Source organism: Mesorhizobium sp. WSM4989, assembly GCF_029625795.1.
In the GTDB taxonomy this organism is placed as follows: Bacteria; Pseudomonadota; Alphaproteobacteria; order Rhizobiales; family Rhizobiaceae; genus Mesorhizobium.
In genome coordinates this window covers 118,845-145,322 of the sequence record NZ_JARTVN010000005.1, presented here as the reverse complement: position 1 = coordinate 145,322, position 26,478 = coordinate 118,845, and the positions used below count along the sequence as shown (strand labels likewise).

At 58.9% G+C, this 26,478-nt stretch carries 20 protein-coding genes and 6 pseudogenes; 11 read left to right on the top strand and 15 right to left on the bottom strand.

Annotated features, from left to right (window positions below):
• Positions 1 to 238: 238 nt before the first annotated feature.
• A pseudogene (locus P9217_RS29020) lies at positions 239 to 735 on the top strand (aldehyde dehydrogenase family protein); the annotation flags it as partial.
• Between the two features lie 512 nt (positions 736 to 1,247).
• On the opposite strand, the pseudogene P9217_RS29015 reads toward P9217_RS29020, so the two are convergent.
• Together P9217_RS29015 and P9217_RS29010 are read right to left on the bottom strand one after the other, a co-directional pair.
• A pseudogene (locus P9217_RS29015) lies at positions 1,248 to 1,708 on the bottom strand (OB-fold nucleic acid binding domain-containing protein); the annotation flags it as partial.
• A gap of 307 nt (positions 1,709 to 2,015) precedes the next feature.
• Complete coding sequence (locus tag P9217_RS29010) at positions 2,016 to 3,947, bottom strand: potassium transporter Kup (protein ID WP_063169287.1); 1,932 nt, start codon at positions 3,945 to 3,947, stop codon at positions 2,016 to 2,018.
• A 975-nt stretch (positions 3,948 to 4,922) separates the two neighbouring features.
• Between P9217_RS29010 and P9217_RS29005 the strand changes: the two genes are divergently transcribed.
• The 5 genes and pseudogenes from P9217_RS29005 (at position 4,923) to P9217_RS28985 (ending at position 11,346) form a co-directional block, all read left to right on the top strand.
• Positions 4,923 to 5,201, top strand: coding sequence for an AlpA family phage regulatory protein (locus P9217_RS29005; protein WP_063169289.1), 279 nt, complete (start codon positions 4,923 to 4,925; stop codon positions 5,199 to 5,201).
• Positions 5,198 to 5,830, top strand: coding sequence for a hypothetical protein (locus P9217_RS29000; protein ID WP_127287488.1), 633 nt, complete (start codon positions 5,198 to 5,200; stop codon positions 5,828 to 5,830). Before P9217_RS29005 ends, P9217_RS29000 begins: the two co-directional genes overlap by 4 nt.
• A 702-nt stretch (positions 5,831 to 6,532) precedes the next feature.
• Positions 6,533 to 10,066, top strand: coding sequence for an autotransporter domain-containing protein (locus P9217_RS28995; protein WP_082826570.1), 3,534 nt, complete (start codon positions 6,533 to 6,535; stop codon positions 10,064 to 10,066).
• Between the two features lie 243 nt (positions 10,067 to 10,309).
• Positions 10,310 to 10,993, top strand: a pseudogene (locus tag P9217_RS28990) (integrase); the annotation flags it as partial.
• A gap of 116 nt (positions 10,994 to 11,109) precedes the next feature.
• The gene (locus P9217_RS28985; protein WP_063169293.1) at positions 11,110 to 11,346 is read left to right on the top strand and encodes a hypothetical protein; all 237 of its coding nucleotides are present in this window, start codon (positions 11,110 to 11,112) and stop codon (positions 11,344 to 11,346) included.
• A gap of 161 nt (positions 11,347 to 11,507) precedes the next feature.
• Here P9217_RS28985 and P9217_RS28980 read toward each other — a convergent pair.
• Together P9217_RS28980 and P9217_RS28975 are read right to left on the bottom strand one after the other, a co-directional pair.
• Positions 11,508 to 11,708: pseudogene (locus P9217_RS28980) on the bottom strand (SMC-Scp complex subunit ScpB); the annotation flags it as partial.
• A gap of 93 nt (positions 11,709 to 11,801) precedes the next feature.
• Positions 11,802 to 12,062, bottom strand: coding sequence for a hypothetical protein (locus tag P9217_RS28975; protein WP_095769041.1), 261 nt, complete (start codon positions 12,060 to 12,062; stop codon positions 11,802 to 11,804).
• Between the two features lie 217 nt (positions 12,063 to 12,279).
• On the opposite strand from P9217_RS28975, the gene P9217_RS28970 reads away from it, so the two are divergent.
• A complete protein-coding gene (locus tag P9217_RS28970) occupies positions 12,280 to 14,442 on the top strand; it encodes a prolyl oligopeptidase family serine peptidase (RefSeq protein ID WP_082826571.1) in 2,163 nt (720 codons plus the stop codon).
• Positions 14,443 to 14,480: 38 nt separating this feature from the next.
• On the top strand, positions 14,481 to 15,179 hold the full coding sequence (locus P9217_RS28965; RefSeq protein ID WP_063169295.1) for an OmpW family protein: 699 nt from the start codon (positions 14,481 to 14,483) through the stop codon (positions 15,177 to 15,179).
• A gap of 307 nt (positions 15,180 to 15,486) precedes the next feature.
• Here P9217_RS28965 and P9217_RS28960 read toward each other — a convergent pair whose 3' ends face one another.
• The 9 genes and pseudogenes from P9217_RS28960 to P9217_RS28920 form a co-directional block, all read right to left on the bottom strand.
• Positions 15,487 to 15,687, bottom strand: coding sequence for a hypothetical protein (locus tag P9217_RS28960; protein ID WP_244514237.1), 201 nt, complete (start codon positions 15,685 to 15,687; stop codon positions 15,487 to 15,489).
• A 144-nt stretch (positions 15,688 to 15,831) separates the two neighbouring features.
• A complete protein-coding gene (locus P9217_RS28955) occupies positions 15,832 to 16,491 on the bottom strand; it encodes a hypothetical protein (RefSeq protein WP_063169296.1) in 660 nt (219 codons plus the stop codon).
• Positions 16,492 to 16,592: 101 nt separating this feature from the next.
• A pseudogene (locus P9217_RS28950) lies at positions 16,593 to 17,248 on the bottom strand (IS630 family transposase); the annotation flags it as partial.
• A gap of 68 nt (positions 17,249 to 17,316) precedes the next feature.
• A pseudogene (locus P9217_RS28945) lies at positions 17,317 to 17,551 on the bottom strand (aldehyde dehydrogenase family protein); the annotation flags it as partial.
• A 308-nt stretch (positions 17,552 to 17,859) separates the two neighbouring features.
• On the bottom strand, positions 17,860 to 18,108 hold the full coding sequence (locus tag P9217_RS28940) for an aminotransferase class III-fold pyridoxal phosphate-dependent enzyme (protein WP_063169297.1): 249 nt from the start codon (positions 18,106 to 18,108) through the stop codon (positions 17,860 to 17,862).
• Positions 18,069 to 18,296 (bottom strand): aminotransferase class III-fold pyridoxal phosphate-dependent enzyme, encoded by a 228-nt coding sequence (locus tag P9217_RS28935; RefSeq protein WP_263485461.1) that lies wholly within the window; start codon positions 18,294 to 18,296, stop codon positions 18,069 to 18,071. The genes P9217_RS28940 and P9217_RS28935 overlap by 40 nt, the downstream gene beginning before the upstream one ends.
• Before the next feature lie 221 nt (positions 18,297 to 18,517).
• Positions 18,518 to 20,500 (bottom strand): argininosuccinate synthase-related protein, encoded by a 1,983-nt coding sequence (locus P9217_RS28930; RefSeq protein ID WP_063169298.1) that lies wholly within the window; start codon positions 20,498 to 20,500, stop codon positions 18,518 to 18,520.
• On the bottom strand, positions 20,497 to 21,441 hold the full coding sequence (locus P9217_RS28925) for a DMT family transporter (protein ID WP_082826572.1): 945 nt from the start codon (positions 21,439 to 21,441) through the stop codon (positions 20,497 to 20,499). Before P9217_RS28925 ends, P9217_RS28930 begins: the two co-directional genes overlap by 4 nt.
• A 657-nt stretch (positions 21,442 to 22,098) precedes the next feature.
• Complete coding sequence (locus P9217_RS28920; protein ID WP_029354714.1) at positions 22,099 to 22,317, bottom strand: helix-turn-helix transcriptional regulator; 219 nt, start codon at positions 22,315 to 22,317, stop codon at positions 22,099 to 22,101.
• 109 nt (positions 22,318 to 22,426) lie between these two features.
• Between P9217_RS28920 and P9217_RS28915 the strand changes: the two genes are divergently transcribed.
• Positions 22,427 to 22,693, top strand: coding sequence for a DUF2285 domain-containing protein (locus tag P9217_RS28915; RefSeq protein WP_063169299.1), 267 nt, complete (start codon positions 22,427 to 22,429; stop codon positions 22,691 to 22,693).
• 438 nt (positions 22,694 to 23,131) lie between these two features.
• Here P9217_RS28915 and P9217_RS28910 read toward each other — a convergent pair whose 3' ends face one another.
• Positions 23,132 to 23,365 carry a helix-turn-helix transcriptional regulator gene (locus tag P9217_RS28910; RefSeq protein ID WP_082826573.1) on the bottom strand — a complete coding sequence of 78 codons (234 nt, stop codon included), beginning with the start codon at positions 23,363 to 23,365 and terminating at the stop codon, positions 23,132 to 23,134.
• A gap of 115 nt (positions 23,366 to 23,480) precedes the next feature.
• Here P9217_RS28910 and P9217_RS28905 point away from each other — a divergent pair, with 115 nt between their 5' ends.
• Both P9217_RS28905 and P9217_RS28900 read left to right on the top strand, forming a co-directional pair.
• Complete coding sequence (locus tag P9217_RS28905; RefSeq protein WP_063169301.1) at positions 23,481 to 23,762, top strand: DUF2285 domain-containing protein; 282 nt, start codon at positions 23,481 to 23,483, stop codon at positions 23,760 to 23,762.
• A 438-nt stretch (positions 23,763 to 24,200) separates the two neighbouring features.
• Positions 24,201 to 25,157 carry an IS481 family transposase gene (locus P9217_RS28900; RefSeq protein WP_063169302.1) on the top strand — a complete coding sequence of 319 codons (957 nt, stop codon included), beginning with the start codon at positions 24,201 to 24,203 and terminating at the stop codon, positions 25,155 to 25,157.
• A gap of 175 nt (positions 25,158 to 25,332) precedes the next feature.
• On the opposite strand, the gene P9217_RS28895 is transcribed toward P9217_RS28900, so the two are convergent.
• On the bottom strand, positions 25,333 to 26,070 hold the full coding sequence (locus P9217_RS28895) for a LuxR family transcriptional regulator (RefSeq protein ID WP_082826574.1): 738 nt from the start codon (positions 26,068 to 26,070) through the stop codon (positions 25,333 to 25,335).
• Positions 26,071 to 26,478: the final 408 nt, after the last annotated feature.

Here is a 26,478-nt window from a genome sequence, read left to right as displayed (position 1 = left end):
CGCGAACCTCATGCGATCGCCGAGCTGGCCTGGCGGCGCGGAATCTACGCACGCATCCGTATTCGAGACCGCCCAAGGGAGGCTGACTAGCGTAACGCCCTCCGATCTAAGCGCCTTCCACAAAGCCGCTTTCGCACGCGACGGGCTGCATGTGGCGGTCGTAGGCGACATAGATGCCAAGCCCTGAGAGTAAGGCTCTACCAGCTGTTCGGCGATTTGCCTCAGAAACTGGCGCTTGCCGGCGCGAACCAGTGGTATCGCGAGGGCGAGCACGCCGAGCGCTTTTCCTCCGCCCTCCACTGACCACAGACCCGCACGCAACGAAGCCGCGCTCGATCTTATCGTGGCGTGGCTAGGTGCAATGTTTGCTCTCGCCATCAGGCCGGCTTTCCCGATGGCGTGGTCAACCTGATCTATGCGTCCGAAGGTGATCGCGTGGGCCGTGAACTCTGCACCAATTCCAAAGATCAGCTTTACCGGTTCGAACGAGGTCGGACGGCTGCTGATGCGTCAGTGCTCTGACCAGATCAAGAAGGTCAGCCTTGAAACCGGCGGCAATGCACCTTTCATCATCTTCGATGATGCCGACATTGACGGTGCTGTTGACGGTGCGGTCCAGGCGAAGTTCCGCAATGCCGGCCAGACCTGCGTTTCCGCGAACCGCATTTACGTCCAATCGAGCGTTCACGATGAGTCCGCCGAGAAATTGTGGAGAAGGTCCGGCACTTATCAGTGGTCCGACGTCTACTCCCGGAGCGAAGCCGTCGCCAACCCAAGATCGAGTCCCACATCGCAGATGATAATTCGATGCGGGGCCGAACGATAAATATGCATGCTTTGGCCACCCCGAGGCAGGGCTCATTGAGATGATCCGACCGCCTTGGAACAAAGATGGGGTAGAGCAGATGAAGCGTTGGCAGCGTGTCTCCATTCGACGCGAGCGCTTAGGATGGGATCACGATCATTCGCATCACGCGCAGCCGCAAGGGCGATGCCATGGCTACTTTGGAATCGTTGAAGTGGTTTGAGCCGGACAGTCACAAATACACCCGTTACGCCGCGGCTCAGGAAACGGGGCGGCGTCCGGCGGTGGAGGTGCTCGCTGACTTAAAAAGGGTGCGGGCAGTCGTTGCGCTTGAGAGCGACGACATTTGGGATCCGGCACGGGGTGACCTGCTGCCAATCGGCAGTTAACAGGGTCCGACAAAAGTGTGCACAACATGCTGCTGAAGTGGCCTCCGGAAGCGCTACCGGAAGTTACGCGTCTTGAACTTGATAGGGTCGATATGGTCATACTGCATCGACGATGTCGCGCCCCTTCGGCATGCCGCGCGGATCGATGCCCGATCCGCCGTGATGAGCCTCGTCCCTCGGCCGTGCGGCAACGGAAACGGCGTCTTGCGGTTTCCCACGCTGGCCAGCCCGGCCGACAGATCGGTCAGCTCGTGGGCGACGAGGTGCACCACCTCCTCTTCCGTCGGATGCGTCCGCGGACGCCGAGCATGGCCGAAGCAAGAAGCACGCGCCGGAATTTCTCGAGAGATCTTGACCCAGACGACGACGTTTGCCGCACCCGTCTCATCCTCCAGAGGAACATGAAGCCTTTGGCCGAGCCCGGCCGCTGCCGGACCAGCACCAGGCCGGCGGCCTCGAGCCAGCTTCTGCCTCGCGCCTGCATAGCATCCTGACAGGTCACGGTGCGGCGCCGGTTAGGCGGCACGCCGATTTTGGCAACGCTAGCCTGTGAACTGAAGAATGAAGGTCGGACTTGCGGCACATCGATTAGGTTCAAATGATAAGTTGCTGCCCGGCGAGGTCGTTTCAGCGCATCTCGACTGGTGGGTCGGCAAGACAATGCGGAACGGAAATGATCGCAGGCGTAAAGGACGGCTTTCGGGGCCGGAAGCTTCAGGCCTGGAACCGGACCCCAGTTTGGCGCAAGCATCGTGGCCTCCGCCCGGTCAGGCATTCACCGGCTCGCGAAATGCCAATTGATTCTGCTTAACCGGGCATACCTAAACGGCCACTTGCGTTCCGATCTCGACCACACGTCCGGTCGGGATCTGGAAATACTCCGTCGCGTCGGCGGCCGTGCGCGCCAAGCCGATGAACAGCTTGTCCTGCCACACCGGCATGCCGGAGTTGGGTGACGCCTTGAGCGAGCGACGCGACAGGAAGAAGGACGTCGTCATGATGTCGAACTTCCAACCCTGCTTGCGGCAGATCGCCAGCGCACGCGGGATGTTAGGCTGTTCCATGTAGCCGAAGGTCAGTGTCACCCGCATGAACAGCTCATTGATCGTTTCCATCTTGATCCGCTCGCTGTCGGGCACCACGGGCTGCTGCGCCGTCACCACAGAGAGGATGACGTTCTGTTCGTGCAGCGCCTTGTAGTGCTTCAGGCTGTGCATCAACGCGGTCGGCGCACTGGCGGGATCGCTGGTCAGGAACACGGCCGTACCGGACACCAGCTGCGGTTTCTTCTTCAACAGATTGCCCGCAAGGAAATCGAGCGGAATCTGGTTCCTGCGCGTCTTGTCAAATAGATACCTGCTGCCTCTTATCCAAGTCCACATGGTCATCACGATCACTGCGGCAATGGCAAGCGAGGCCCAGCCGCCTTCGAATACCTTGACGATGTTAGCTGCAAAGAAGCCGGTATCGATGAAGACGAACACCGCCATTAAGGCTATCGCGACGCCGAGCGGCCATTTCCAGATGCGCGTCATCACAACAAAAAGCAGTATGTTCGTCACCAGCATATTGCCGGTCACCGAAATACCGTAGGCCGAGGCCAGCCGGCTGGATTCGCCGAAGCCGACCACCAGCAGCATCACCACCAGCGCCAGCATCAGGTTGATGCGCGGCAGATAGATCTGGCCCGACTGTTTTTCCGACGTGTGCTGGATGACGAAACGCGGCAGCATGTTGAGCTGTACCGCTTGCCTGGTCAGCGAAAAGGCGCCGGAGATCACCGCCTGGCAGGCGATCACGGTCGCCGCCGTGGCAAGCACGACCATCGGAATAAGCGTCCAGCCCTGGTTCATCTCGAAGAACGGATGACCGACAACGCCGCCATTTGCCAGCACGAAGGCGCCTTGCCCGACATAATTGAGCAACAGACAAGGGAACACGATCGCCAGCCAGGCGAGCACGATCGGCTTGCGGCCGAAATGGCCGAGGTCGGCGTAGAGCGCCTCGGCTCCGGTGACGGCGAGGAAGACTGCACCAACCGTAACGAAGGCGACGTCAGGCGAGTTGACCAGGAACGACACGATGTAATGCGGGCTGATTGCCAGCAGGATTTCCGGGTCGTCCATGATGTGGTTGAGCCCGGAAAGGCCGATGGCCAGGAACCACAGCGCGGTAACGGGTCCGAACACCAATCCTACGCCGCCGGTGCCAAACCGCTGTACCGCAAACACGATCGCCAGGATGGCCAGTGTCAGCGGCACCACATAGGGCTGGAACGTCGGCGTGACGACATTCATACCTTCGACCGCCGACAGTACCGAGATTGCCGGCGTAATGACGGCGTCGCCAAAAAAAAGCGCCGCGCCGACGATGCCGATGCCGATGCCGATGCCGAGGATCACCGCAGAGCAGGTCGGGAAACTGTTGCGCGCCAGCGCCATAAGCGACAGCACTCCGCCCTCGCCTCGATTGTCGGCGCGGAGCACGAACATGATGTATTTGATCGTCACGGTGATCGTCAGGGACCAGATGATCAGCGAGAGTACGCCGAGGATGTCGCCACGGCTGGCGACGTTGCCACCCGCTGATGCATGCAACGCCTCGCGAAATGCATAGATCGGGCTGGTGCCTATATCGCCATAAACGACACCTAGTGCGCCCAACATCAGCGCCTTGGTGCTGTGCTGCTCGACCTCAGAATGGCTCGATTGTTCGACAGGTTCTGCCTCGTTACCAGCATTGGTAAGGGCCATGGACGACACTCCGATAAGCGCGCGGTGCTCTACGCTTGCTGCACTGCAATATCAAGTTCCGTCACGTAATGTCTGCCGTCTCGCCTGTCGTTGCTCGCCTTGGTAGACTCGCCAGCCCGCAGCCCTACCGAGCAGCAATAGCGCCCCGGCAGAACCCTCAATCGCCCAGATCAATGAATGGTTATCGCCCACAGTGCCCCCCCGCGATGCGGCCGATGGCGACCAGGGTGTCGTGGGCGCACAAGGATGGCGCTTTCCTGATGACGCCGTGCTCCAGGTGTGATCGCACCGTTGCTGCGCAAGCCATTTACTTGCTCGTCCCAGCGAGGACCGTGGCCAACTGGAACGCAGGGCCACGCCGCTCACCGGCCGCACTTTGCGGCGCAGATAACGATTCGATCTCCGCGGCGAGATTCTGGTTGAAGAAGCCACCAAGCTTGTCGAAGGACACACGGTCGTAATATCGACATGCCAGTATCCGCAACCCAGAAAAGCTCCTTGGGCTCCGCTGCGCGCGCCACGAACAACCCGATCTTCTCTGCGAAGAGGACGCCGTAATCCTTCAGGTTGAAGCCAAACCGGGGGGCGGCCGTGACGTATGGGCGAAGGGCTAGGAGGCGGGTTCGGTGAGGAACGGCATTGATGTCCACGCCGTCTCCTGGAAAGACAGAGGAATGCGGTGTCACCGACTGGCGCCGGAGGTTGATCCGGTGATTAGGAGGAGCACTCGTTGTCGGATTCTCGACGATGTCGGACATCTGACACAACGCTGCCAGAGCGATCACGTTGTTCCGAAACGATTTTCCCAGTTGGCACGACAATTGCGGTCCTATGCGCAAAAGCACTGCGATGCCGCACCGACTGGAAGAACTCATCAATGATCACGCTTTTCGAACATGTGGGCGCCGCTACCAACACTAAGCGTTCCCGATCAAACGGAAGCCTCTATCCCTTCTTTCTGAAGGCTGTCCGGACATGAACGCATTTGATGTCCGTCCAACGCTGGATGCTCCCGACGACGATCTCTATCTTTGGCTTGAAGATGTGGAAGGCGAGCGGGCACTTGCCTGGGCCGCCGGCCAGTCGGCAAAGACCCTGAAGCACTTCAGTGGAACGCAGTTCGAGCGCGACCGCGCGACTCTGAAGGCAGGCCTGTTCCCTAAGCGGCGTCGCATCTCCCCCGGCCGAGTCGCATGGCTTGAATCCGATATCAGGGCTTGGATGGAAACTAGATCTGAGAGCCGCACCGCATGAATGTAGCCTCCCAATATCTTCTCCCGTCTGTGGCGCATCACGAAGCCGGGCACGCGGTGGCCGCCATCGTTTTGCACCGTCAGATGTTCGACGACGACCGTGAACTCCCTGCTTTCTCAAGTGTTAGTATTTACCCCGACGCCGGTGACGGAGAGTGCGGTGGTTTTGTCGAAGGCACGGTTTTCTATTCAGCGCAAGGATTCACCTCGGAGCTAAAGCCGATTTTCGAGAACGATATGGATCGACATTTCCAACGCGATGAAGCGATCCAAGAGATAGTTGCGTGTCTGGCAGGTCCTTTTGCAGAATCCGCATTCGAAGGCTATCTGGACCCGCGCGATATGGCGATGAATGCGTCCGATGGGAATGAGGGGAGCAGCGACTACGCGGATGCCAAGCGAATCTATGGTGAGTTGCGGTTCCTGATGCCGCGCCGCCCCGATTGGGGGCGGATCGAAGATTGCACGGCCCGGCTAGTACTCGATCACTGGTCGGCCATCGAAGCATTGGCCGCGCATTTGCTGGTCAAGCATGCTCTCCAATTCGATGAGGCTCTGACGATTGTTGCGCCGCATCTTCCGCCCATGCCAGCAGCTACGCCGCCAGAGCGTCATCCGCAGCCTGCTTGATCAGCCATTCGATGTGATTTGACCACATCTGCAACACCTCGCGCTTCTCCTTGACGTTGCTATAGAGATCGTAGATTTCGCCAATGTCTCCGGTGCGGGCTCACAGCCCGTCCATATAGCCGCCAGTCTGCTGCCTTCGAGTGGCCCATGTTGGCCGCGGCCAGGAAGTGGCGACGATTGAAAGGACAAAATCAGTTGCCGAAACTCATCGCAGGTGACGGTCTGGTGGCAATTTGGGCACATCTTGTGTCTCGTCGCCAGTAAACACGGATGCCCGGCAGGAGCTGAGCTCGCTGCCGGCGGAAATCGTAGAGCGCCAGCGACGCATTCTGATCTTTCGTCAGGCAGTCGACCGCCTTGGCATACGCCTCGGCCTCCATCTCGATCGACCTGAACCGGTATCTTGTGCGCCATCCGGACGATCTGGGAAAGCTTGGCCGGGCCGGCGCCTTCCCAGGCGCACGGGAAGCGCGACGACCCATGTGGACCTTGGATTTCACTCCGCACTTACGCTGCTTTGGCCTTGTCAGCAGCCTGAGCATAAAGCGTGCTCAGCTTTCAGGCCGAGCACTCATCCATTGTTGACAGCACCTGTCGTCATTCAGGATCGCCCCATTCTCGCAGGCCGCTTGCAGCTTTCAGGCTGTTGTCAGCCAGGGCCGCCATAAAGGGTCTCGTTAAACAATTCAGGAGGCCGTTCCAATGAACAATCAGTTTGCGAGACTTTTTCGAGGACCAGGTATGCAGGCTTGTTTCAGGACAAAGAACTTTCTGGCGGCAACCACCGCGATGACGACGGTATTCCTGCCGGCTGTGTCTCTCGGGGTGGGTCTGGTAGCATTTCCAACTGGAGAAGCGTTGGCCGACGACCCGATTTCGATCCCGCTGGAGTATGTCGGGGAAGGCCATGACCGCCTGGGCATCTGGGCCAAGATCAACAATGGCAACGCGCAGCGATACGTATTCGACACGGGCTCGGACCAGCTCAACACGCAGATCGGGTCAGAGGTGACCGGGGTCCGCCCGATTGCCGACACGCCTTACGTATATACGTACGGGGACGGAACGTATGGTAATAAGCTTCAGAACGTGGAAATTGATAAATTTACATATGTCGATCCAGATCAAAAGATAACAATCGACGGGCCGTCTGTAAGCGATAAGAAATACCGGGCTGCTCGCATTCTCGATTTTGTCTATACCCATGCGTATTGCAAGGACAACAATCTTAAGTGCACGCCGGGATCCGTGACGGATGGACTTAAAGATATGTATGGTCAGGATCTCCAAGAACCTTATCACGCCGATAAGGAGCAGCGGGCGAAAATGACCGCTGGCAAGATGGCAGACGAAGGCGGCGATTTCGCAGGTACATTCGGGGCCGGCGATTTTCTTGGCAAGACAAGTGTCTGGGGCATGATGGGCAGTGTCACCAGGTCTGGCTACGTGGTCTCCGCCAATGTGAATCCGGATTCCGAGAGCGACCAAACGCCTGGCTGTTCCCCCTGCACGATTGTCAACCTCAATCCAAGCCTCCGGGCCCAATATACTAATGCCATGCCATGGGGAGAACCCGAGGAAAAAGATCAGGATTCTTATCAGAATTTTCCTGGCTCTGGCGCCAATGCCTCGACCGAATACGAAGGCAGCTACAATCTGCAGTACACGGTTAAGGATGGAGCCCCACCAATCACCGACCCCAACAAGACCGCGGTATTGCTCGACACCGGCACACCGGGCGGTGGCAGTCTGGAGATCAGTGATGCGATGCTGAAGCAATTTCAGGATGCGGGCGTCAAACTTAAAAATGTTCGGAGAAATGAGCAACGCGAGATCGTAAGCGCATCGGGCAACATCCCGAGCGTTACAATCGCAGGAACGGATGGCGATCCGGTAAGGCTGGACAATATCGACTTCACCTACACCAGCGGCACGACGGAACAACCCAATGACCAGACCAGTTTTGTTGCCGGTCTTGACTTCTTCAAAAACAGATCGGTCATTTTCGATCTGGAGAAGAAGTATACCGCTTATACGTCACATTTCGTCACTGCCAGCAACTTCTCTACCGATTCATCCGCACCCGAAGGGACCGGTCTGAGCAGGATCACGACGAGCATGGGGAATGAGGGCGGGTTCGGCATAGCGGGTGTCGTCTCCGGCTCCGGATCGCTGACGCTTGATACAAAGACGGTGGTCCGGATGACGAATGTCAACACCTACACCGGCGAGACGAATATTGCTCAGGATGCCTATCTCTCGCTTGCGGGGCTCGGCAACATCCAACGGTCAGCGAAAGTCGTTGCAGACGGCACGTTCGATATCTCCGAACATGGAAATGGCAGCGACTATTGGGGAATCTCCGACGCCTACAACGATGCCCGTATTCGTAGCCTGAGTGGCAGCGGAACGGTCGAACTGGGCAAGCGTACCCTGGTGCTAACGGATTCGAACGACACGTTCGCCGGCAGCATCAACGACCTCGACGTTGATAACAATAATATGGGCGGCAAACTATTCGTTGCCGGTGGCGTGCAAACGCTGAGCGGAAAGAACAATTTTTCCGGCATGACGACGGTCGGTTCCGGCGCGGGATTGCTGCTTGCCGATACAGGTGTGCTTTCCCATGATGCGACCACGTCCGGCTTTCTCGGGAATGACGGGCAGATCGGGGGCACGGCTATCGCAAACAGCGGCGGTGTCGTCGCAGGCGGCGGCACCTACGGTGCGGTCACCATTTCCGAGGGCGGCACGGTCGCTCCTGGCAGTGCGACCGATCCGAGCAGGATCGTCACCACACTGACTGTCACGGGCGATTTCGCGCAGCAGTCCGGATCGATCTATCAGGTCGACCTCGCAAGGTCGTCCGATCTCATCGATGTTGGCGGAGCAGCGGCGATCGACAGCGGCGCGCAGATCGAGCTGCTGCGGCAGGGAACGCTATCGGTCGATGCCCGATATACTCTGCTCTCCGCAGCAGGCGGCGTAAGCGGCACCTATGGCGGGCTGACGGGGGCTCTGGCGACAGACGCGACGCCCTTCGTCGATTTCCAGCTCGTCTACGATGCCAACAATGTCTATCTCGATATCAGCCGCACATCGACGGCGTTTGCCGATGTAGCCAGCACCTTCAATCAACGCTCGGTCGCCGCAGCGGCTCAGGCGCTTGGAAGCGGTAATCCGATCCAGGACAACATCCTGTTCCTGACGGCGCCGGAAGCCCGCAACGCTTTCGATATGCTATCAGGCGAGGTTCATGCTTCCATTCATAGCGGCCTCATCGAGGACAGTCATTCTGTACGCGATGCCGCGAGCGAACGGATCCGTGCGGCGTTCGACGGCGTCGGTGCCTCCAGCGTTCCGGTGATGACTTATGGGCTGGGTGGTCTGGAACTGGCCCCGGCAACGAGTGAGAATTTCGCCGTATGGGGCCGTGGCTTCGGCGCCTGGGGTCATCTCGACAGCGACGGCAATGCCGCCGGTCTCGATCACTCGACAGGCGGCTTTCTGGCTGGCGGTGACGCGGCTGTCGGCGAAAGCTGGCGGCTCGGCCTCATCAGCGGCTACAGCCATACCTCCTTGGAGGCGGACGATCGCGCGTCGTCGGGCTCGAGCGAGAATTACCATCTCGGTCTTTTTGCCGGCACGCAGAACGGCAATCTCGGTTTTCGTTCCGGCCTTGCCTATACCTGGCACAGCATCGAGACCGGCAGGTCCGTGGTCTTTCCAGGCTTCGCCGACAGCCTTTCGGCCGATTACGACGCCGGCACGTTCCAGGCCTTTGGCGAGCTCGGCTACCGTATCAATACGGCTTCGGCTTCCTTCGAGCCCTACGCTAATCTCGCTTATGTGAATTTTGACGCCGATGGCTTCACCGAGAATGGCGGCGCAGCCGCCTTGTCGAGCGGGGATCGCTCGAGCGACACGGCGTTTACCACGCTAGGTCTGCGTGCGTCGACGGTACTGACCCTCGGCACCGTGACTGCTACCGCGCGCGGCGGTCTTGGCTGGCGCCACGCCTTCGGCGACGTCAGGCCGGATACCGCTCTTGCCTTTGCTGGCGGTTCCTCCTTCGCCATCAAGGGCGTGCCGATCGCAAAGAACGCAGCTCTGCTCGAAGCTGGGCTTGACGTAAACATCACCGAGAACGCGACGTTCGGCATCGCCTATCAGGGACAGATCGCCTCGGATGCCCAGACACACGGGTTCAGCGCCAAGCTCGGCGTCCGTTTCTAAATCACCCGCAAAAGAGATTGGTTATGAAGTCAGTGAGTGCATTTTCTTTTACCGTCGTTCTCGGCTCAGCGACGGTGATGTCTGTGTCCGCCGCGCGAACGGACGATGCCTGCTACAACAAGGCACAAAGCCTATGATGACGCAATGTTCAATCGACGACCTGAAGCCAGTCGATGGCGAGCTTGACAAGCTCTACAAGGAGATGGAGACCCGGCTCAAAGAGTCCCGGCGCATGTCCAGGAACTGGTCGAGACCGCGAGGGGCTACAACGCCACCTCGGAGAACACGCGCGACGCCTACCCCAAGGATTGGCGGCATTTTTCCTCCTGGTGCCGGCGCGCTGGCTTCGATCCCCTGCCTCCGGGCTCGAAGGTGATCAGGCTCAATATCAGCGCCTGTGCCTCGGGCACCGCCGCCGGCGATCCGAAGCGTGGCGCCCCTGCCCTTTAGTTTGCGACCATCGAGCGGCGGCTTTCCGGCCTCGCCTGGAACTTTACCCAGCGCGGCCGGCCGTTGGACCGCGCGGAGCGGCATATCTATAAGGTTCTTGCCGGCATTCGCCGCAAGCACGCAAAGCCACCGCGGCAGAAAGAGGCGGTCCTGGCGACGATCTGCTGGCGATGATCGCCACGCTCGGCCACGACCTCAGGGCCTGCGCGACCGCGCTATTTTGCTCCTGGGCTGTGGCGGCGGCCTGCGGCGCTCCGAGATCGTCGGTCTCGACGTCATGCGCGACGACAACAGCGATGGCGCCAGCTGGATCGAGATTTTTGACGGCAAGGGCTGCTGGTCACCCTGCGCGGCAAGACCGGCTGGCGCGAGGTCGAGGTCGGCCGCGGCTCCAGCGACCACACCTACCCCGTAGTCGCGCTCGAGAGCTGGATCCGCTTTGGCCGCATCGCACGTGGACCCCTGTTCCGCCGCATCTTGTCGATCAGGTCGATATAATACGAAAAAGCCGCCGCCATTCGGGACGGGCGTCGGCTATCATGTCCAGCCATTATGCGGCGAGCGGATAGCTTTCGCCGGACCAGGCAGAGAACTTGGCGGCAAAAGCCTTCATCTCGTCGACCGCGAATGTGGTGCGCGGTTGCGAACTCGACTTGCTGGGCGAGAGGGACCTCGCCGAGAAAGGCGCTGACATGAGCGGGATGCTGCTTGGCCAAATCGAGATCCGCAAAGCAATCGGCCAGCGCCGCGTCGTCCAGCTGTACGCTGCAGGGCGCGTTCACGTCGTCAAGACGGATGCCAAATGCTTGCTCATAATGGCCGCAAGGTAATCGTTTCGGGTCGGAGACACAAGTTGCCGCCTCCTTCGCCGTAGAGTGGCCCGATACAATCACGATCGATATTGCCACCTCTTATCGATAGTGATCGCATAGTTCCCTGATTCGACTCTCAACCGCTCATATCAAGCGATTACTTCCATGTATCTGCTGCGCTAGCCCGTCCTGGCCTTGGAGTGTCGCTCCTCACCTCCTCCACCACTCACCAGCCCGATGGGAGTATCGCCCGCCAGCAGCTTCTCCTTGCTGAGCAGCGCGGCAACCTCAATCGCCTCGAAATCGGGCAAATCCCGCAGTGTGTCGAGGCCGAAGTGCAACAGGAAGGTCTTGGTCGTGACGTAGGTGTAAGGCGTGCCAAATTCAGCGGGCAGGCAGACGTTGACCCACAACAATCAAGGGGACGGTGCAGGCCAAGATTGCGGCAGGGCTTGGGCCCCCCACCCTTCTCCTCAGAACTCCGCTGCTTCCAGCTGGCGGCTGAAACTCACAGGCGCAGCCAGCTTGGTCTCTAACAGCATCGATCGCATCATGGTGTCTGCCATGAATCCGTGTGCGTGAAGCGCTCCAGAGCGAAGATGTTGGGCGTCAACCAGGTTCACTCCAATGAGCTTCACTTCTCGAGTTCTGCACAGTGTCCACGACTGGCGCCGGAGGTTGATCCGGTGATTAGGAGGAGCACTCGTTGTCGGATTCTCGACGATGTCGGACATGTGACACAACGCTTCCAGAGCGATCGCATTGTTCCGAAACGATTTTCCCAGTTGGCACGAAGGTTGCGGCCCTATGCGCAAAAGCACTGCGATGCCGCACCGACTGGAAGAACTCATCAATGATCACGCTTTTCGAACATGTGGGCGCCGCTACCGACACTGAGCGTTCCCGAGCCGACGGAAGCCTCTATCCCTTCTTTCTGAAGGCTGTCCGGACATGAACGCATTTGATGTCCGTCCAACGCTTGATGCTCCCGACGACGATCCCTATGTCTGGCTTGAAGATGTAGAGGGCGAGCGGGCACTTGCCTGGGCCGCCGGCCAATCGGCAAGGACTCTGAAGCACTTCGGTGGAACGCAGTTCGAGCGCGACCGCGCGGCTCTGACAGCCATTTTCGACAATCGCGACAATCTTCCCCTGATCGCGCGCCGTAGTCAGTACCTCTACAATTACTGGCGAGATGACGGTAATCCACGCGGACTGTGGCGCCGGACCACCCTTGCCGCCTACATGAAGGCGGATCCCCAATGGGAGCTACTGCTCGATCTGGATGCTCTCGCGGCTAGCGACGGAGAGGACTGGATCTGGGACGGCGCGTCCATCGAGCCGGAGAGACGGGAAAGAGCCGTTCTGCGCCTGTCGCGCGGCGGCAGCGACGCGGTCGTGCATCGCGAATTCGACCTGATTTCTCTGAGCTTTGTCGCCGACGGCTTCAACCTCCCCGAGGCCAAAGGCTACGTTAATTGGCTGGACCCTGACACGCTTCTGCTTTCCAGTGCGCTTGGTAATGGCATGGCCACCCGCTCCGGCTATGCGCGCACAGTTCGACTGTGGAAGCGTGACGCGGATCCCCTCACCACGCCGGCAATCTTCGAGGCCGGGTTCGAAAGCTTCCAAGTGTCTGGTCATTCGGACCGCACCGGCCGCAGCGAGCGCCTTTGGTTCATCGAGCAGCCGGCCTTCTTCGAGAAGATCAGCTGGATCGGCGATAGGAGCGGGCCGAGGAGGCAGATCGATCTTCCTCGCGACGCGTCGTGGCGGGTCTTCGGCGACTGGCTGGCGGTAAGGCCGCGCAAGCCCTGGACGGTGGGAGGCACCACCCATCCCGCCGACGCGCTGATCGTCATCTCGCTTTCCACTTTCCTCGCCGGCGGACGCCGTTTTGAGACCCTGTTTCAACCAGGGGAAAGGCGCTCCATGCAGTCATTCTTCTGGAATGACGGGAAGCTCATTATCTCTTACCTCGTCAATCTCGCACCGCGTTTCGAGATGTTCACTCCCGGCCACCAGGAATGGACGCGCCGAGTCCTGAACACCCTGCCCGCCGAAGGTACTGTCGACGTCTGGTCATTCGATGCGGCAGTTCACGAGACCAATGGAGAGGTCCTGATCTGTGCTCAGGATCCGATCACGCCGCCGCAGCTCTTGCTGTTCGATCTGAATGCCGCGCCGTCTCTCAGCGCTTCAGCAATCCTGAAGCGCAGCCCGGAGAATTTCGATGCATCCGGACTGGTGGTCACGCGCCACGAGGCAGTCTCTATCGATCATGAGCTGATCCCCTATACGCAGGTTGGTCCGGCGAACGGGAACGGAGATGCTCCGATTCACCTTTCCGCTTATGGCGGGTTCGGCGTATCATTCCTGCCCTACTACAACTCCCCGCTGGGCAAGCTGTGGCTCGAGCGCGGTGGCACGTGTGTCGAGGCGAACATCCGCGGCGGCGGCGAGTTCGGCACCCGCTGGCACGAAGCCGGGCGCAGGGAGGGCAAGCGTCTCGCCCACGACGATTTCGCCGCCGTTGCCTCCGACCTCGTGCGAAGGGGCATCACCCTGCCGAGGCGGATTGCCGCCGAGGGTGGCTCAAATGGCGGCCTGCTGATCGCAAACATGCTGACCCGCTATCCTGAGCATTTCGGGGCTCTGTTCTGCACAGCACCGCTTATCGACATGCGTCGCTACACCAAGCTCTTGGCGGGCGCGAGCTGGATCGACGAATATGGCGATCCGGACAAGGTTCACGATTGGGCTTTCCTGAAGGAAATCTCCGCCTATCACGCCGCAGCGCCGGGACAGCCCTATCCGCCTATCCTGATCGCCACCACGAAACGCGACGACCGCGTCCATCCGGGCCATGCGCGCAAGATGGCCGCAAAACTGCAGGCTCTTGGCTATCCCGCTTACTTCTACGAGGCCAGCGCAGGCGGGCACGGCTGCGGCGAGGACAATCGGGAGCAAGCCGCATTCATCAGTCTAGGCACCAATTTTCTCCGCAGCGCAATCGGCTTCAACGATCACCCTCCGGAGACGGCGGAACGCGTTGCAACGCAAGAGGGGCATTTGAGGTCCATCAACAATTCATTCGAGCAGGAGACGAAATAGTGCAGTGCATCCTTTCTGAACATCAAGGAGTGAATCTCATGGCGAGAACGCGAATGGGCGTAGCGCGGGCAACAGCAGCGGCGGTGGCCCTGATCATGGTGGGACAGCAGGCCGTCGCCGCGGAGCCTGCGCAAGCAGAGACCGTCCTGGCGGAGACGGGAGCCTCGGTCACCGAAGCGCCAATCCCTTGGCAGGTCCGCCTGCGGGCGTTGGGCGTCGTTACGAAAGATCTGGGCTACGTTGATACGCTTCCCGGCTCCGGTCTTTCGTATTCGGACACGGTGACGCCGGAACTCGATATCTCGTATTTCTTCACCGACAACATCGCCGCCGAACTCATACTCGGTACCACTTATGCCAACATCGCGGGCCAAGGGACGATCGGAGGGTTGGGCAACATCGGCAAAGTTTGGCTGCTGCCGCCGACACTCACGTTGCAGTACCATTTTACCGATCTCGGCGCGTTCAAGCCTTATGTCGGCGCCGGCGTGAACTACACGATCTTCTACAACCAGGACACTGGCAGCGCTGATGCTCTCAAGGTGAAGAACACGTTCGGCACGGCGCTGCAGGTCGGATTCGACTACATGGTGGACCAGCACTGGGGCCTCAACTTCGACGTGAAGAAGCTTTTCCTGAAGCCGGACTTCGACGTCACGGTGACCGGCGCGAAGCTGACGGGGAAGGCGGAGCTCGATCCCTGGCTGATAGGCGCAGGTGTCACCTACCGCTTTTGAATATCAGAGTGAAGTCTGCTTCCCGACTGCCGGTTTAAATGAAGGGCGCCTCGCGCGCCCTTTTTTACGGTCGACACTGCAGCGCAAGACCTCATGAAGCTATTGTCGGGCGGGGTTCTCTTCCGGCGGACCAAGAAGATGCACTGGCCAACCGGCCTTGCGCCTGAGGTGGAGTGCTTAGAAGCGCTTTGGATCGGGACGGGCTTTGGTATTGTGGGTGGAATGCTTCAGCCAGACCATTTGCCAGCATCGTCTCCCGGACGTCATGTGTGAGCTTCTTTGTCAGCGCAAGGCGAACACGGATCTCCTAGCAGGCCGTTGAAGAAGTGTCCCGTTTGGCCTTGAGGATTGCCTCGTCGCCGTTGTGATAGAAGGTGATGTCGATGGAGCCGTCGTCGAGCAGTTCAGCATGGCCGTCGCCTGTGACCTCGTCCATTTCGTCGAATCCGACCCATGTGAAGAAGACCGTCGACGGGCCGTAGCCGAGTTCGAGGGTTAGATGAGCCAAACGCCAGTGGGGCGTCCTGGGGACGACGCGCGCGAGATTCTGGTCGTGGTGGCCAGCCCAATACGATGTGAGAAGTTGCTGCCGGTGCGGGTACCGGAGGTCGCCGATAGTGACAGCCGATGTTCGACAGCGGCAAGGACATGCTCAGCCGTCAACGCGCCGAGGGCTTGGCCGGGAATGGTGGTGATGGAACCAATCCAGAAAGCGGCGGCTGCCCAGGAGAACGCCTTCGCGGGACTTTGACTCCAGTCCGCACACCCTGCTCAGATAGTCCGAAAAAGAGGTCAGAAGCGGAGCATCCGGATTATTATCTACACTGGGAACAGAAGCATGGAAGCGTTCTGGAGCCACTCGCCGCGCGTTTACCAGTGCCGACACTGCTCCAAGCTGACTATCTGCCATGACCACCTGCCGAACGTAGTCCGTTGATGCCACCGGTACCCTTCGCGGTCTGCTCCAGCGGGAAGATCGGGTCTGATCGACCCTGCTGACCTGTGCGGCGGCCTCTCTCGCTAGGGCGTCCCCCTTCCTGTCGTCCTCCTCCGCCGCTTTCGGCTGCTTTCGGCCCGCCGCCCTCGCCAAGGCGTCGTAGTCGGTAAGCGCGTCCTCCGTCTCCTTTAGGGGCTTCATCGCGTGACTAGAGTTTAGCGCGTGTTTGTAGGCGGCGGACCGAATGGTCGTCGAAATGCCACTCAGCGCCACCGCAAGATGCCCTAGGGCTTCCGCCTCATGATCTGACAGCGGCACGTCACGATTAGAGCCGATTGCCCTGCCTTCTTCCAGTTTCACAATGTTTGTAGTCATTTCCTGCTCCATCGCGTTGACTGAGATACGATGGAGACGGAAGTGGAGAACAAATTTTTACAAGCAACTAAGATGATATTCTCGTCAACGGGACAATAGTGGACGTTGAGGGCGGCGAACAGGGTGGTGGTGCCGTTGCGCTTGTAGTCGTGCCTCATCGTACCGAGCCGCCCCTTCTTCATCGGCAGGCCGGGTGGGTGCGGTCGAGCGCCGGATCTGGCTCTTTTCATCGACCGACAGAACGATGGCATGGGCCGGCGCATCGAGATAGAGGCCGACGACGGCGCGCAACTTGTCGACGAACTTCGGATCATTGGAGAGCTTGAACCTGGCGCCAGCGGTGGGGTGCGAGACCATGCGCCTTCCAGATGCGCCTGACGGCGCTGGCGCTGATTGCGGCGGCTTGCGCCATCATGTCGGCGGTCCAGTGGGTCCTCTCGCCCGGCGGATCGGCAAGCGTCAGTGCCACGACGCGCTCGCCGACATCGGGACCGAGCGGCGGAATGCGCCACTGTCGCGTCTTGTCGCGCAGCAGCCCGTCACAGCCTTCCGCGGCAAAGCGCTCCTGCCAGCGCCAGACGTCGGTCTTCGACTTGCCGATGCGGCGCATGACCTCGCCGGTGCCGACGCCGTCGGCGGGCAAAAGCACTATCTCGGCGCGCCAGACATGCTTTTGCGGGGCGTTGCGATCCCTGATCAGCGCCGTCAGACGGACGCGATCGGCCGACGAAACGGTGAACGATCTTCCTGTGCGCATGCGCCAGACTCGCACGCGCAGGCCAGAAAGGGAATCTCTGATTGGACTCCTATGTCAGGCGGGAACCACTAGACGCCGAGACCGCCGATGCAGACATGTTTGGTGTCGAGATAATCCACGATGCCCTGGAGGCCGCCTTCCTTGCCGAGGCCCGATTCCTTGACGCCGCGGAACGGCACCTCCGGCGTGGTGATCAGGCCTTCATTGACGCCGGTACTTCAGTCCTTCCATCACGCGGAAGGCGCGACCGAGATCGCCGGTGTAGAAGTAGGCCGCGAGGCCGAACTCGGTGTCGTTGGCGAGCGGCGTGCCCGACCTGAGACATGGGTGACGTTTTGTACCGGACACGGATGAAGTGCACCCCTCGGGTGAGCGTTTGCTCGATAATATCCACTGAAGTGAAGCAGTCGGTCTTAATGCTGGAACTCATGCCACCCGACCGACCCGGGAATTCGCAGCAGCGGCGCCGTCGAGTGCAGAACGAATGCCGTCAACCAAGGGGTCGATCTCGCTTTCGGTGATTATATAGGGCGGACAGATTCCAAGCACTTCTCCCATATTGCGGATCATGACGCCGTGCTCGCGGCACCGCCGCTCGACATCGCCGATCCTCAGCTCGGGCGCGAAGACGCGACGGGCGCACGATCCTCGACGATCTGAACCCCCGCGATGAAGCCGCGGCCGCGGGCTTCACCGACAAGCGGATGGTCGCCGAGCGCGTCCGCGAGGGCTCCATGCAAGTGATCGCCGAGACGACGCGCCTGGGTCACGAAATCGATCTCGCTGTAGATCCTGATCGCCTCGGCGGCGACGGCCGCTATCACCGGATGACCGGAGTAGGTGAAACCGTGACCGAACACGCCGACCTTGTGGGCCTCGTCAGCGGCGCATTGATAAATCTTGTCGAGATAATGACGCCGCCAATGGGCAGGTGACCGGATGAAAGCCCCCCGGCGATCGAGAGCATGTCCGGTTCCATCCCAAATGTCTGGCTACCAAACCAGTTCCCGGTGCCTCCGAAGCCGCAGACCACCTCGTCGGACAGCATGAGGATAATTTCTCACTTTCTTGCGAAGATCGGGGGTGTCCACGGTCATTCGTATTACGCGAGATCCGCGAGGCCAAAAACCATCATACCAGAGAGGCGAAACTGCTATCTAGGTGTTTAGATGCAAGAAATTAATCCTGCATTGTTCCCGCACCAGGAACACCCGAGAGGATACCAAGCAGTATTGAACCTTGTTGAAAATGCTCTCGGCGCGCTGGGCGTTATAATTTCTCGAAGGCGATCACAAGGACGTCGCGATAAGCGTACGGCATTTTCAGGTTTTCGGCCACAATCGACGATACATCGTGAAAGGTTTCGCGGTCGTTGCAGATCACAAAATCATTCGGGGAGTTCATTTCGACCTCGCCGAGGAACTCCTTTGAGGCGTCGGTGATCATGCTCATGCCGCCGGTGACGTTGACCCGCCCAATCATATAGCAAGCAATGAAGTCCACCCCGTCCTGGTGAAGGCCCTCGGGTGCCGGTTTGCCATTTACACCATCGCGCGCGACAATCCGGTAGGGATGGATCTTGATATTCCAACGATCATGTCGGGCGGCTTCACATAGAATTCTGCAGAAACCTGTCAGAATCTTTTCTAAGACGGGATGGTCTATAAAGGAGTTTTCAAGGGGCTCGAAGTGGCGCTTGAAGCCGCCATTCAGATGATTGACACTTTTTGATTGTTCGTAGGGGGCGTGGGGTAGGAGCCTAAAGATTCCGTCAGTCGCGTCATATTCAAAAGCGCTATAGCGCCGGTAACGATATGTTCCGCCGTCACGCATGTATTCATCGAGAAGAAGTCGATTCCAATGGTCAGCAAAGTTCTTCCAGGCTGCATCAATTTCGATGCCAAAGCAGGCTTCGGCGCGCTCGCCTTTTGAAAACCACCATCCATTTGTCACCAGACCGTCAGTGCATTGTTGACTGAGGTTGGCCGGCGCCTGGGGTGCGTTGTTTTCCACGGGTGTCTCCCTTTTGGTGACTTGGCGAGGACGGAACGCTTTGGACAACGCTATGTGGGTTGCGGCTTGGTATTCCCAAAGGTCGCGGTCCCTAATGTATCTCGGCGTCCTGGCTCGGATCGACCGAGGTAAAAAGCGTGTGTGATCGACTATGTAGCTGACGCTCCCGCTAACGCCCTCGAGGGCGGATGCAATGGCCCGTTCGCACATCTGGTGAATAGTACTGCCCCATGCACCTGAAACCGCCTCTTGGGACCAGGCTTGCTCAAGCCCTTGCTTCAAAACGATTGATGCCACGTCAAGAGAAGCGGTTTCGAGGTGACGCAGCGCGTCGAAGATAATGGCCGCGGCAGGGGCCTCGCGGACTTCGAGAACCTTTTGGCCGGTTGTGATGTGTTCAAGCCCGACAAAGCGGCCGTGCCCGAATTTGCCGACCGTGTTATTCAGGAACGGGATTGCGTCGACCAATGCAACATCACGGTCATCAATTGACACGAGACTTCCGTCTGCAAACCCGAGTTTGATCTCTACCGGCTGCTCTGCGGGAATGTGGCGCGTCCAAGCAAATGCCTCCTCGGGGATGGAAAAGTTCTCGGGATCTTCCAAAGGCCCCGACTCGAATTCCCGACACCAGAGGTTTTCGTCCGCGCTCCACGTGCGGTCCGCCACAAAAGTCGCTCCACACTTGGACAGGTCGGAGGTCTTCTGTTGTCGGGATATCACAGAGCATTCATACGGACTGCCGAAGTTGCCGGAAAATCCTGAGCGCTTAATGCTATTGTTAAGGCGCGGAAGACTGTTTTGAGAAAGGTTTGCTGTATGAAGAACCAGCCGTGAGTTGATTGACCTAGCATGATTAACAACCAAAGATGCGATTATGGGACGGCTCAACGAACTGCTCAACGGATAGATGCCAAGGTACTTGGCGTGGGCTCGAATGGCTGATTTCACGCCTTGTTCGACAAAGGCATCCCGCCCTTCGAGGCAGACAAAGCGCGCGCCGAACATGGCTGCCGTCCGTTCCAACAAAGGCTGATCGATGCGCGTTCCGACATCCGCTGCGACAGCTTCAATGTTCGCAAAGCCAAGGCTTTGCAGCTTGTAGAGAAGATAGGTGCTGTCGAGACCGCCGCTGAACATGGTTGCAACTGGTGCGGTTCGGTCCGGAAAAGCCTCCAGATCTTCAAAACTCGAAATGCCGCCGATGGCGGGTTTGGTGGAAGCCAAGATGGGGTTCATTTGGATGTCCTGCTCTCAAACCAGATGCCAGCAAACGTCGCAGCGAGGACGAGGCCTGCGCCTATCAAGCTCGGTACTGTCAAAGGCTCATTCAGAAGAAGGTGCGCTAGAACGAAACCAAAAAAAGGTTCTGTTCCCATCAAGAAGCCAACCCGTGTCGGTGTGGATTTTCTCACTGCGGCATTTTGAATGTAGAATGCAGCGAGGGTGCAGAAGAGTGCAAGGAAGGCAACAGCGCCCCAAAACTGAAGGGTGGCCCTCACAACAAGGCCTGAAATTCCGAACTGAGCGACGGCCAAAACGAAAGTAAGTGTTGCCACCGTCGATCCTTGGATGGCCGTCAGGGCTGCAGATGAAATCTGCCGGCCGGCCAGAAGGCGTTTGGTGGAAACGACCATAACCGCTCGCAGAATCGCGGCCCCCAAGACAAGCGCGTCACCCGGGCTGAACCTGCTGATCCCGCCAGTGAGAATGCCGACACCGATGCACGCTATGGCAGCACTTGCCAAAATGCCCGTAGGTGGAAGTCGCCGTGATAGCCCATAGTCGATGCTCGGCGTGAAAATCACACAAAGCGATATGATCAAGGCCGTGTTCATTGCGCTTGTCGATGCAACGCCGTAAGTTTCAGCAATAAAGATGCAAAAAAGTATTGTTCCCAATGCGAAGCCGCGGATGAAATCGCCCCAGGAGACCAATGCGATCTCATGTCTTGCAGCCACTGCCGTAATGATCGTAGTAATCAGGAAGCGATAAAGAACAAGTATCGAAACCGGCGCGTAGAACAGTGCGCCTTTCCCGACCGGATAGCTCGCCCCCCAAACGAATGCGACTCCCAGCAAGGCTAGATCCACCGAGAAAGATGGCGTCCGTGTTTTCCTGACAGGTATTGGAGAACTTTCGAAAACGTCCACCTTCAAAGTTTCCTTTGTGTTAGCCATCCACCCCTGCTGCGAGGGTCAAACAGATCAGGTCGTTCAGCCTCTTGGGCGATCCGTGCCGCGGCGTACTTGTTTTTGGTAACGCAAGTGCCGTGCCGATTCGGAAAACCATTGCTAGACAACAACCTGGTCGCCTTGATAGTTCGGCGGTTCATGTCCATTGTTGTCAGAATGCCGACAATGACTTCAACTGCAGGGATCCTACCGGCAGGGCCTCAAGGCGAACACGCGGCTCCAAGATGCCGACACGATGGCTGGTTCAGCCATGCTTCGACAGTTGCCTGTTTTTTCAGTTCCTTTGCTGTTCGTGCGCTAACCGCAACGCTCCATACTAGTCTCGCGTGGCTGTCCCCGTGGGGTGGGCGGCAGAAAGCGATTAGGCCCGCTGAAAGAGGCGAACCGCATCCGAAGGATCGTAACCAAGAGAAGGACCTGAAGCGAGAGCGAAGGTTGCGGGAGGCCGCGGCGGGCCTAAAAGGCAATGCCGACCGCCCCAGGAAAGGCTGACAAAAACCGCAGCGGCCGACTGTCCAATAGGGTGCGCCGGGCCAGGGCGAGCCAAATGGCAGGGGCTGCCGGGGGACCCTAAGAAAAGCCTGGGTTCACGAGCACCCGGCGCGCGCCATCAGGCGGCCAGCTACTTGGAGGGCGGGTGTATCATGCCTGTTTGTCGGGCCGAACCAGATCCATGTGGCTGACGCCGAGGGCCAATGCCAGTTCATAGATCGTGATAATTGTCGGATTTCTTCGGCCTTTCTCCAAGCCGCTGATGTACTGCTGACTGAACCCGGAAATCTCCGCAAGCTGCTCCTGCGTCAGGCGCTTCCTTTGCCTGATCCTCTGCACATTCCGTCCGACCAACTTGCGCATATCCATGCACGCAAGCCAGCGGATCAGGCGGCTTGAGTTTATCAACTATAATATGTAATCCACATTTAGCAGGCACAGGGCTTCGCGGGTCCATTGGCCGGAGATAGAATTAGCGATGTTGCAGCCCAGATCGAACACGCCGTTCGCCGACGAGGTCCCCTGGTCGGACCGCATTACAGCCTACGACAAGGACCACTTTACAACCTATATGAGGCTCCTGGACGCCTCGGCCGACAACGCCACTGAAGAGGAAATGGCCAAAGTGATCCTCGGCATTGATCCGGCACGCGAACCTGAGCGCGCACGCAACGTTCTTCGCAGTCATCTCGACCGTGCAAACTGGGTGGTGACGAGCGGCTACAAGGATTTGTTCGCCAGTTGACGAAATGGGCGGTGCGGTCGCTTCGCTTCAAGCAACGAAGTCGCGCAACCGCCATGCATCGACGTATCACCACAGCGCGGATGGCCCAGCGCTTCGCTGTCTCATCATTTTGTCCTCCGCTCGCCAATGGCTGCTTCCCAGGAATGGGTGCGGCGGCGAATCATGACAGGAACGGGTCCGCCGTCTGAGCCGCACCGCATCCGAAGGGCCGGATGGACAACCTACTGAAAGCTCACAGCTGGCTAAGGGTTGCGGGACGCCGCGGCGGGCCTAGAAGGATGCGGCGCCACCTGCTGAGAAAGGCACAAAACAGAGCGAATTGCGAGAGTCTAACGACGCGCTAGGAGGCGCAGCGGAATGGTCGAGACGCCAGAGCCAAGAAAATCGGGGCTCGACCCACCGGCACACGGCACGCGCGGTGATGGGCGCGGGCGCCCACTACGTGCGCAGGCTCAACAGAATCTCACACGGATCAGCATCGAGGGCCGCAGTTACGTCGAGAAACTCAATGACATCGAGACGCCGTTCGCCACCCTCATATTTCGCCACGAAAGATTGCGGACGACCAAGCTTCTCAGCCACCTGCGCCTGCGTCAGCCCTTTGACATTGCGCAGTGAGATCAACTGGGCCAGAAACCGCTGGTGGCGGGGAGATCGAAGAGATTTGGGCATTTAGGTGAACCGGCAGGTAGAGACCGGCTCAGCGACTAATCCCCGTTTCGGATTATCCCATTTTGGGATATTCTGCCTTGGATCCAGCGATCAACATGCGAGGTTCGCGGCAGACATGAATCAATCAACGGGAACAGATAGGACTCAAAGCTCAACACTGCTCGACGAAGTCCCTTGGTCTGACCGTCTTACCGCCTACGACAGGGCGCACTTTACCATCTATATGAGGCTCCTGGACGCCTCAGCCGATGAGGCGCCCGAAGAGGAAATGGCCCAACTGATCCTCGGCATTGATCCGGCACTTGAACCGGAGCGCGCCAGGAAGGCGCTTCGTAGTCATCTCGACCGTGCGAACTGGATGGTGACGAGCGGCTACAAGGAATTGTTCGCCAGCTGACAAATTCGCAGTGCTCGGTCATAGAAGCGTTCCTGTGCCATTGGTCAGGCTGATCGGGGCCTGCACCACAGACGCGCCGGCAAAATGGACCCGGTGGCGAGCACAATTCAGTTCCCAGGAAATCGGGGTTTGGCAACTGTCCGAGCGTCTGACGTGATAGAAGGTTCCGCTCTGTCTGGATGGGTATTAGCCCGGAGCAGCACTCCATATCGTACCGGCGCTCGACGAAGGGTCCACCTCTTCGCTTTCAAGCCGCATAACCGATAGCCATCGCCCTAAGTCAAGGGTTAGAGATTACCGGCAGGCAGGTATGCAAGCGGGCCATCCTCGGAAACTATATAACCGCACGACTAGCTGTGAGCTTTCGGGAGGTTGTCCATTCGGACCGGACCGGGGAGACTGGAGTTACCAAGCTTCAGCACTCACCGGAGGGTCCGAATGAACATCCATAAGAATGCCCGTCTCACACCGCTGCGTCGAGAGGAGATGGCGCTGTCGGTGATAGAAGGCGCTTTCTCCAAAGCCCATGCGGCGCGTGTCTACGGCGTGTCGGCCAAGATCGTGGCGCGCTGGGTCGAGCGCTACAAGTCCGAAGGGCGGGCCGGCATGATCGACCGTTCCTCGCGGCCCGCCAATATGCCGCAGGCCACCGCTGCGTTGATCGCCGAGCGCATCATGGCGCTGCGGCGGCAACGTTGGACCGGCAAGCACATCGCCCATGAGGTCGGCGTCTCGCCCGCCACCGTTAGCCGGGTTCTCAAGCGTGCCGGACTGTCGCGGTTGCGGGATATCGAACCGGCCGAGCCGATCCGACGCTACGAGCGCGAGCATCCTGGCGAGATGATCCATATCGATATCAAGAAGCTCGGTCGTTTCGAGCGCATCGGTCATCGCATTACCGGCAAGCGCACCGGCAATGCCAGCTCGCGCGGCAGCAGTTGGGAGTTCGTCCATGTCTGCATCGACGACGCCTCCCGCATCGCCTTCTCGCAGATCCTGCCCGACGAGAAAAAAGAAAGCGCCATCGCCTTCCTCAAGGCGGCGGTGGCCTACTACGCCAGCCTCGGCGTCACGATAGCCCGCGTCATGACCGACAACGGCTCCTGCTACAGATCAAAGGCCTTCGCCAAGGCCTGCCGCGATCTCGGCCTCAAGCACGTCAGGACAAGACCCTATACACCCAAGACCAATGGCAAGGCCGAGCGCTTCATCCAGACAGCACTGCGCGAATGGGCTTATGCCATCGCTTATCCGACTTCAGATCACCGCGCCGCAGAGTTGCCGGTCTGGCTGCACAGATACAATTGGCACCGTCCCCACGGGAGCCTAAAGTCCAAAACACCTATCAGTCGCCTCGCTCTAACCGAGGACAACCTGTTGAGGCTCCACAACTAGCTCGTCAGCGACGACACACCCGCTCGAGCACCCATAGACTATGATCACCGGCGCGGACTGGAAGAATACGGCTGCATCGCCCGAGCCGGCGGAACAGAAGATCTCGGCATCCAGTCAACGCTCGATACAAAGCGCGCGATCGAATGGCCCGAGCACAAGGGGATCAAAAAGCTTCTCAGACAATTGAGGACCCTTCGGACCCCAAAAGGGCTATAGCCTGATTTTGGGTTCGCACGCCTAGCTTCTTCTTGGCATTGTCCAAATGAAAAGCGATCGTGCGTGGCTTGATACCCAAGATGCGGCCGGTCACCCAGGCTGAATTACCCCGCGCTGCCCACCTCAGGCACTCATATTCGCGGGATGTCAGCGAAACCCCATCCACTGTTCGATCGCTCGGCAATTTGCGGCGAACGCAACGATGAAAGCAGGCCGCCATCAGTTGAAGAGCTTGTTCGTACCGCTCAGCGACCCGAAGAAATACTGGACGAGGCTCATCGGCGGCAAAAGTAACCGCAGCGATGCGGCCGCGGAGATCGACAATTGGGATCGTCAAACCGCAGCAGATGCTGAATTGAGCCGCCTCATCGAATAGCTGCTGTTGAGCCGGCGACATTTTATCGCCTCCCAAATTCGATCCCCAGTGAAACGGGCAGCCGCCATTTCGAGCACGCAAGACCACAGGATCGAGTTTCTCATACTGATTTTCCAGATACTGTCTGGTCCAGCGGGGTGGATAGTTTGAAATTAACCTCGGTTTGCCGGAAGGCCGTGCTGGCAAGGAGAGGTAGGCAAAGAAGATTAGGTCAAGTCGTCCGGCCGCCTCAGCCATGGCATCCCGGAAATCTGCCTCATCGATACTCTGTGACAGTCTTTCAAGGAATGTCTCGAAAACAAGTGGCATGTGCCTCGTCATCGTCGCGCTCGATTCTTCCTCTTTCTGCACGCCTTCCGGCTGCGTCGTGTATGTCCCGACAAACGTGATTGAATTCGCGGGCGTCGCTGGGCTGACCGGGCTCCAGAATGCTGCCACACTTTCGATCTTCGTCGGTCATCCCAATCATGCTGGGCTCACCCGATGGGCGTCTGGCAGACGCCTCATGATCTCAACAGCTCAATCAGAGAATCTCCATGCATTAAATCATGACCGCCCCTGCACCGACCAAATCAGGAGAAATCATCCTGCGCTGACCAAAAGCCATCATTGACCCCAGCTTTTGCAGGAATTTGGGTCGGCATTAGCATAACAATTCGGATAGCCGCTCATCCCCCACCCGGGGCGCCGTGATCCGCAAAGAAGTGTTGCGATGCTTTCTTTTCTTTG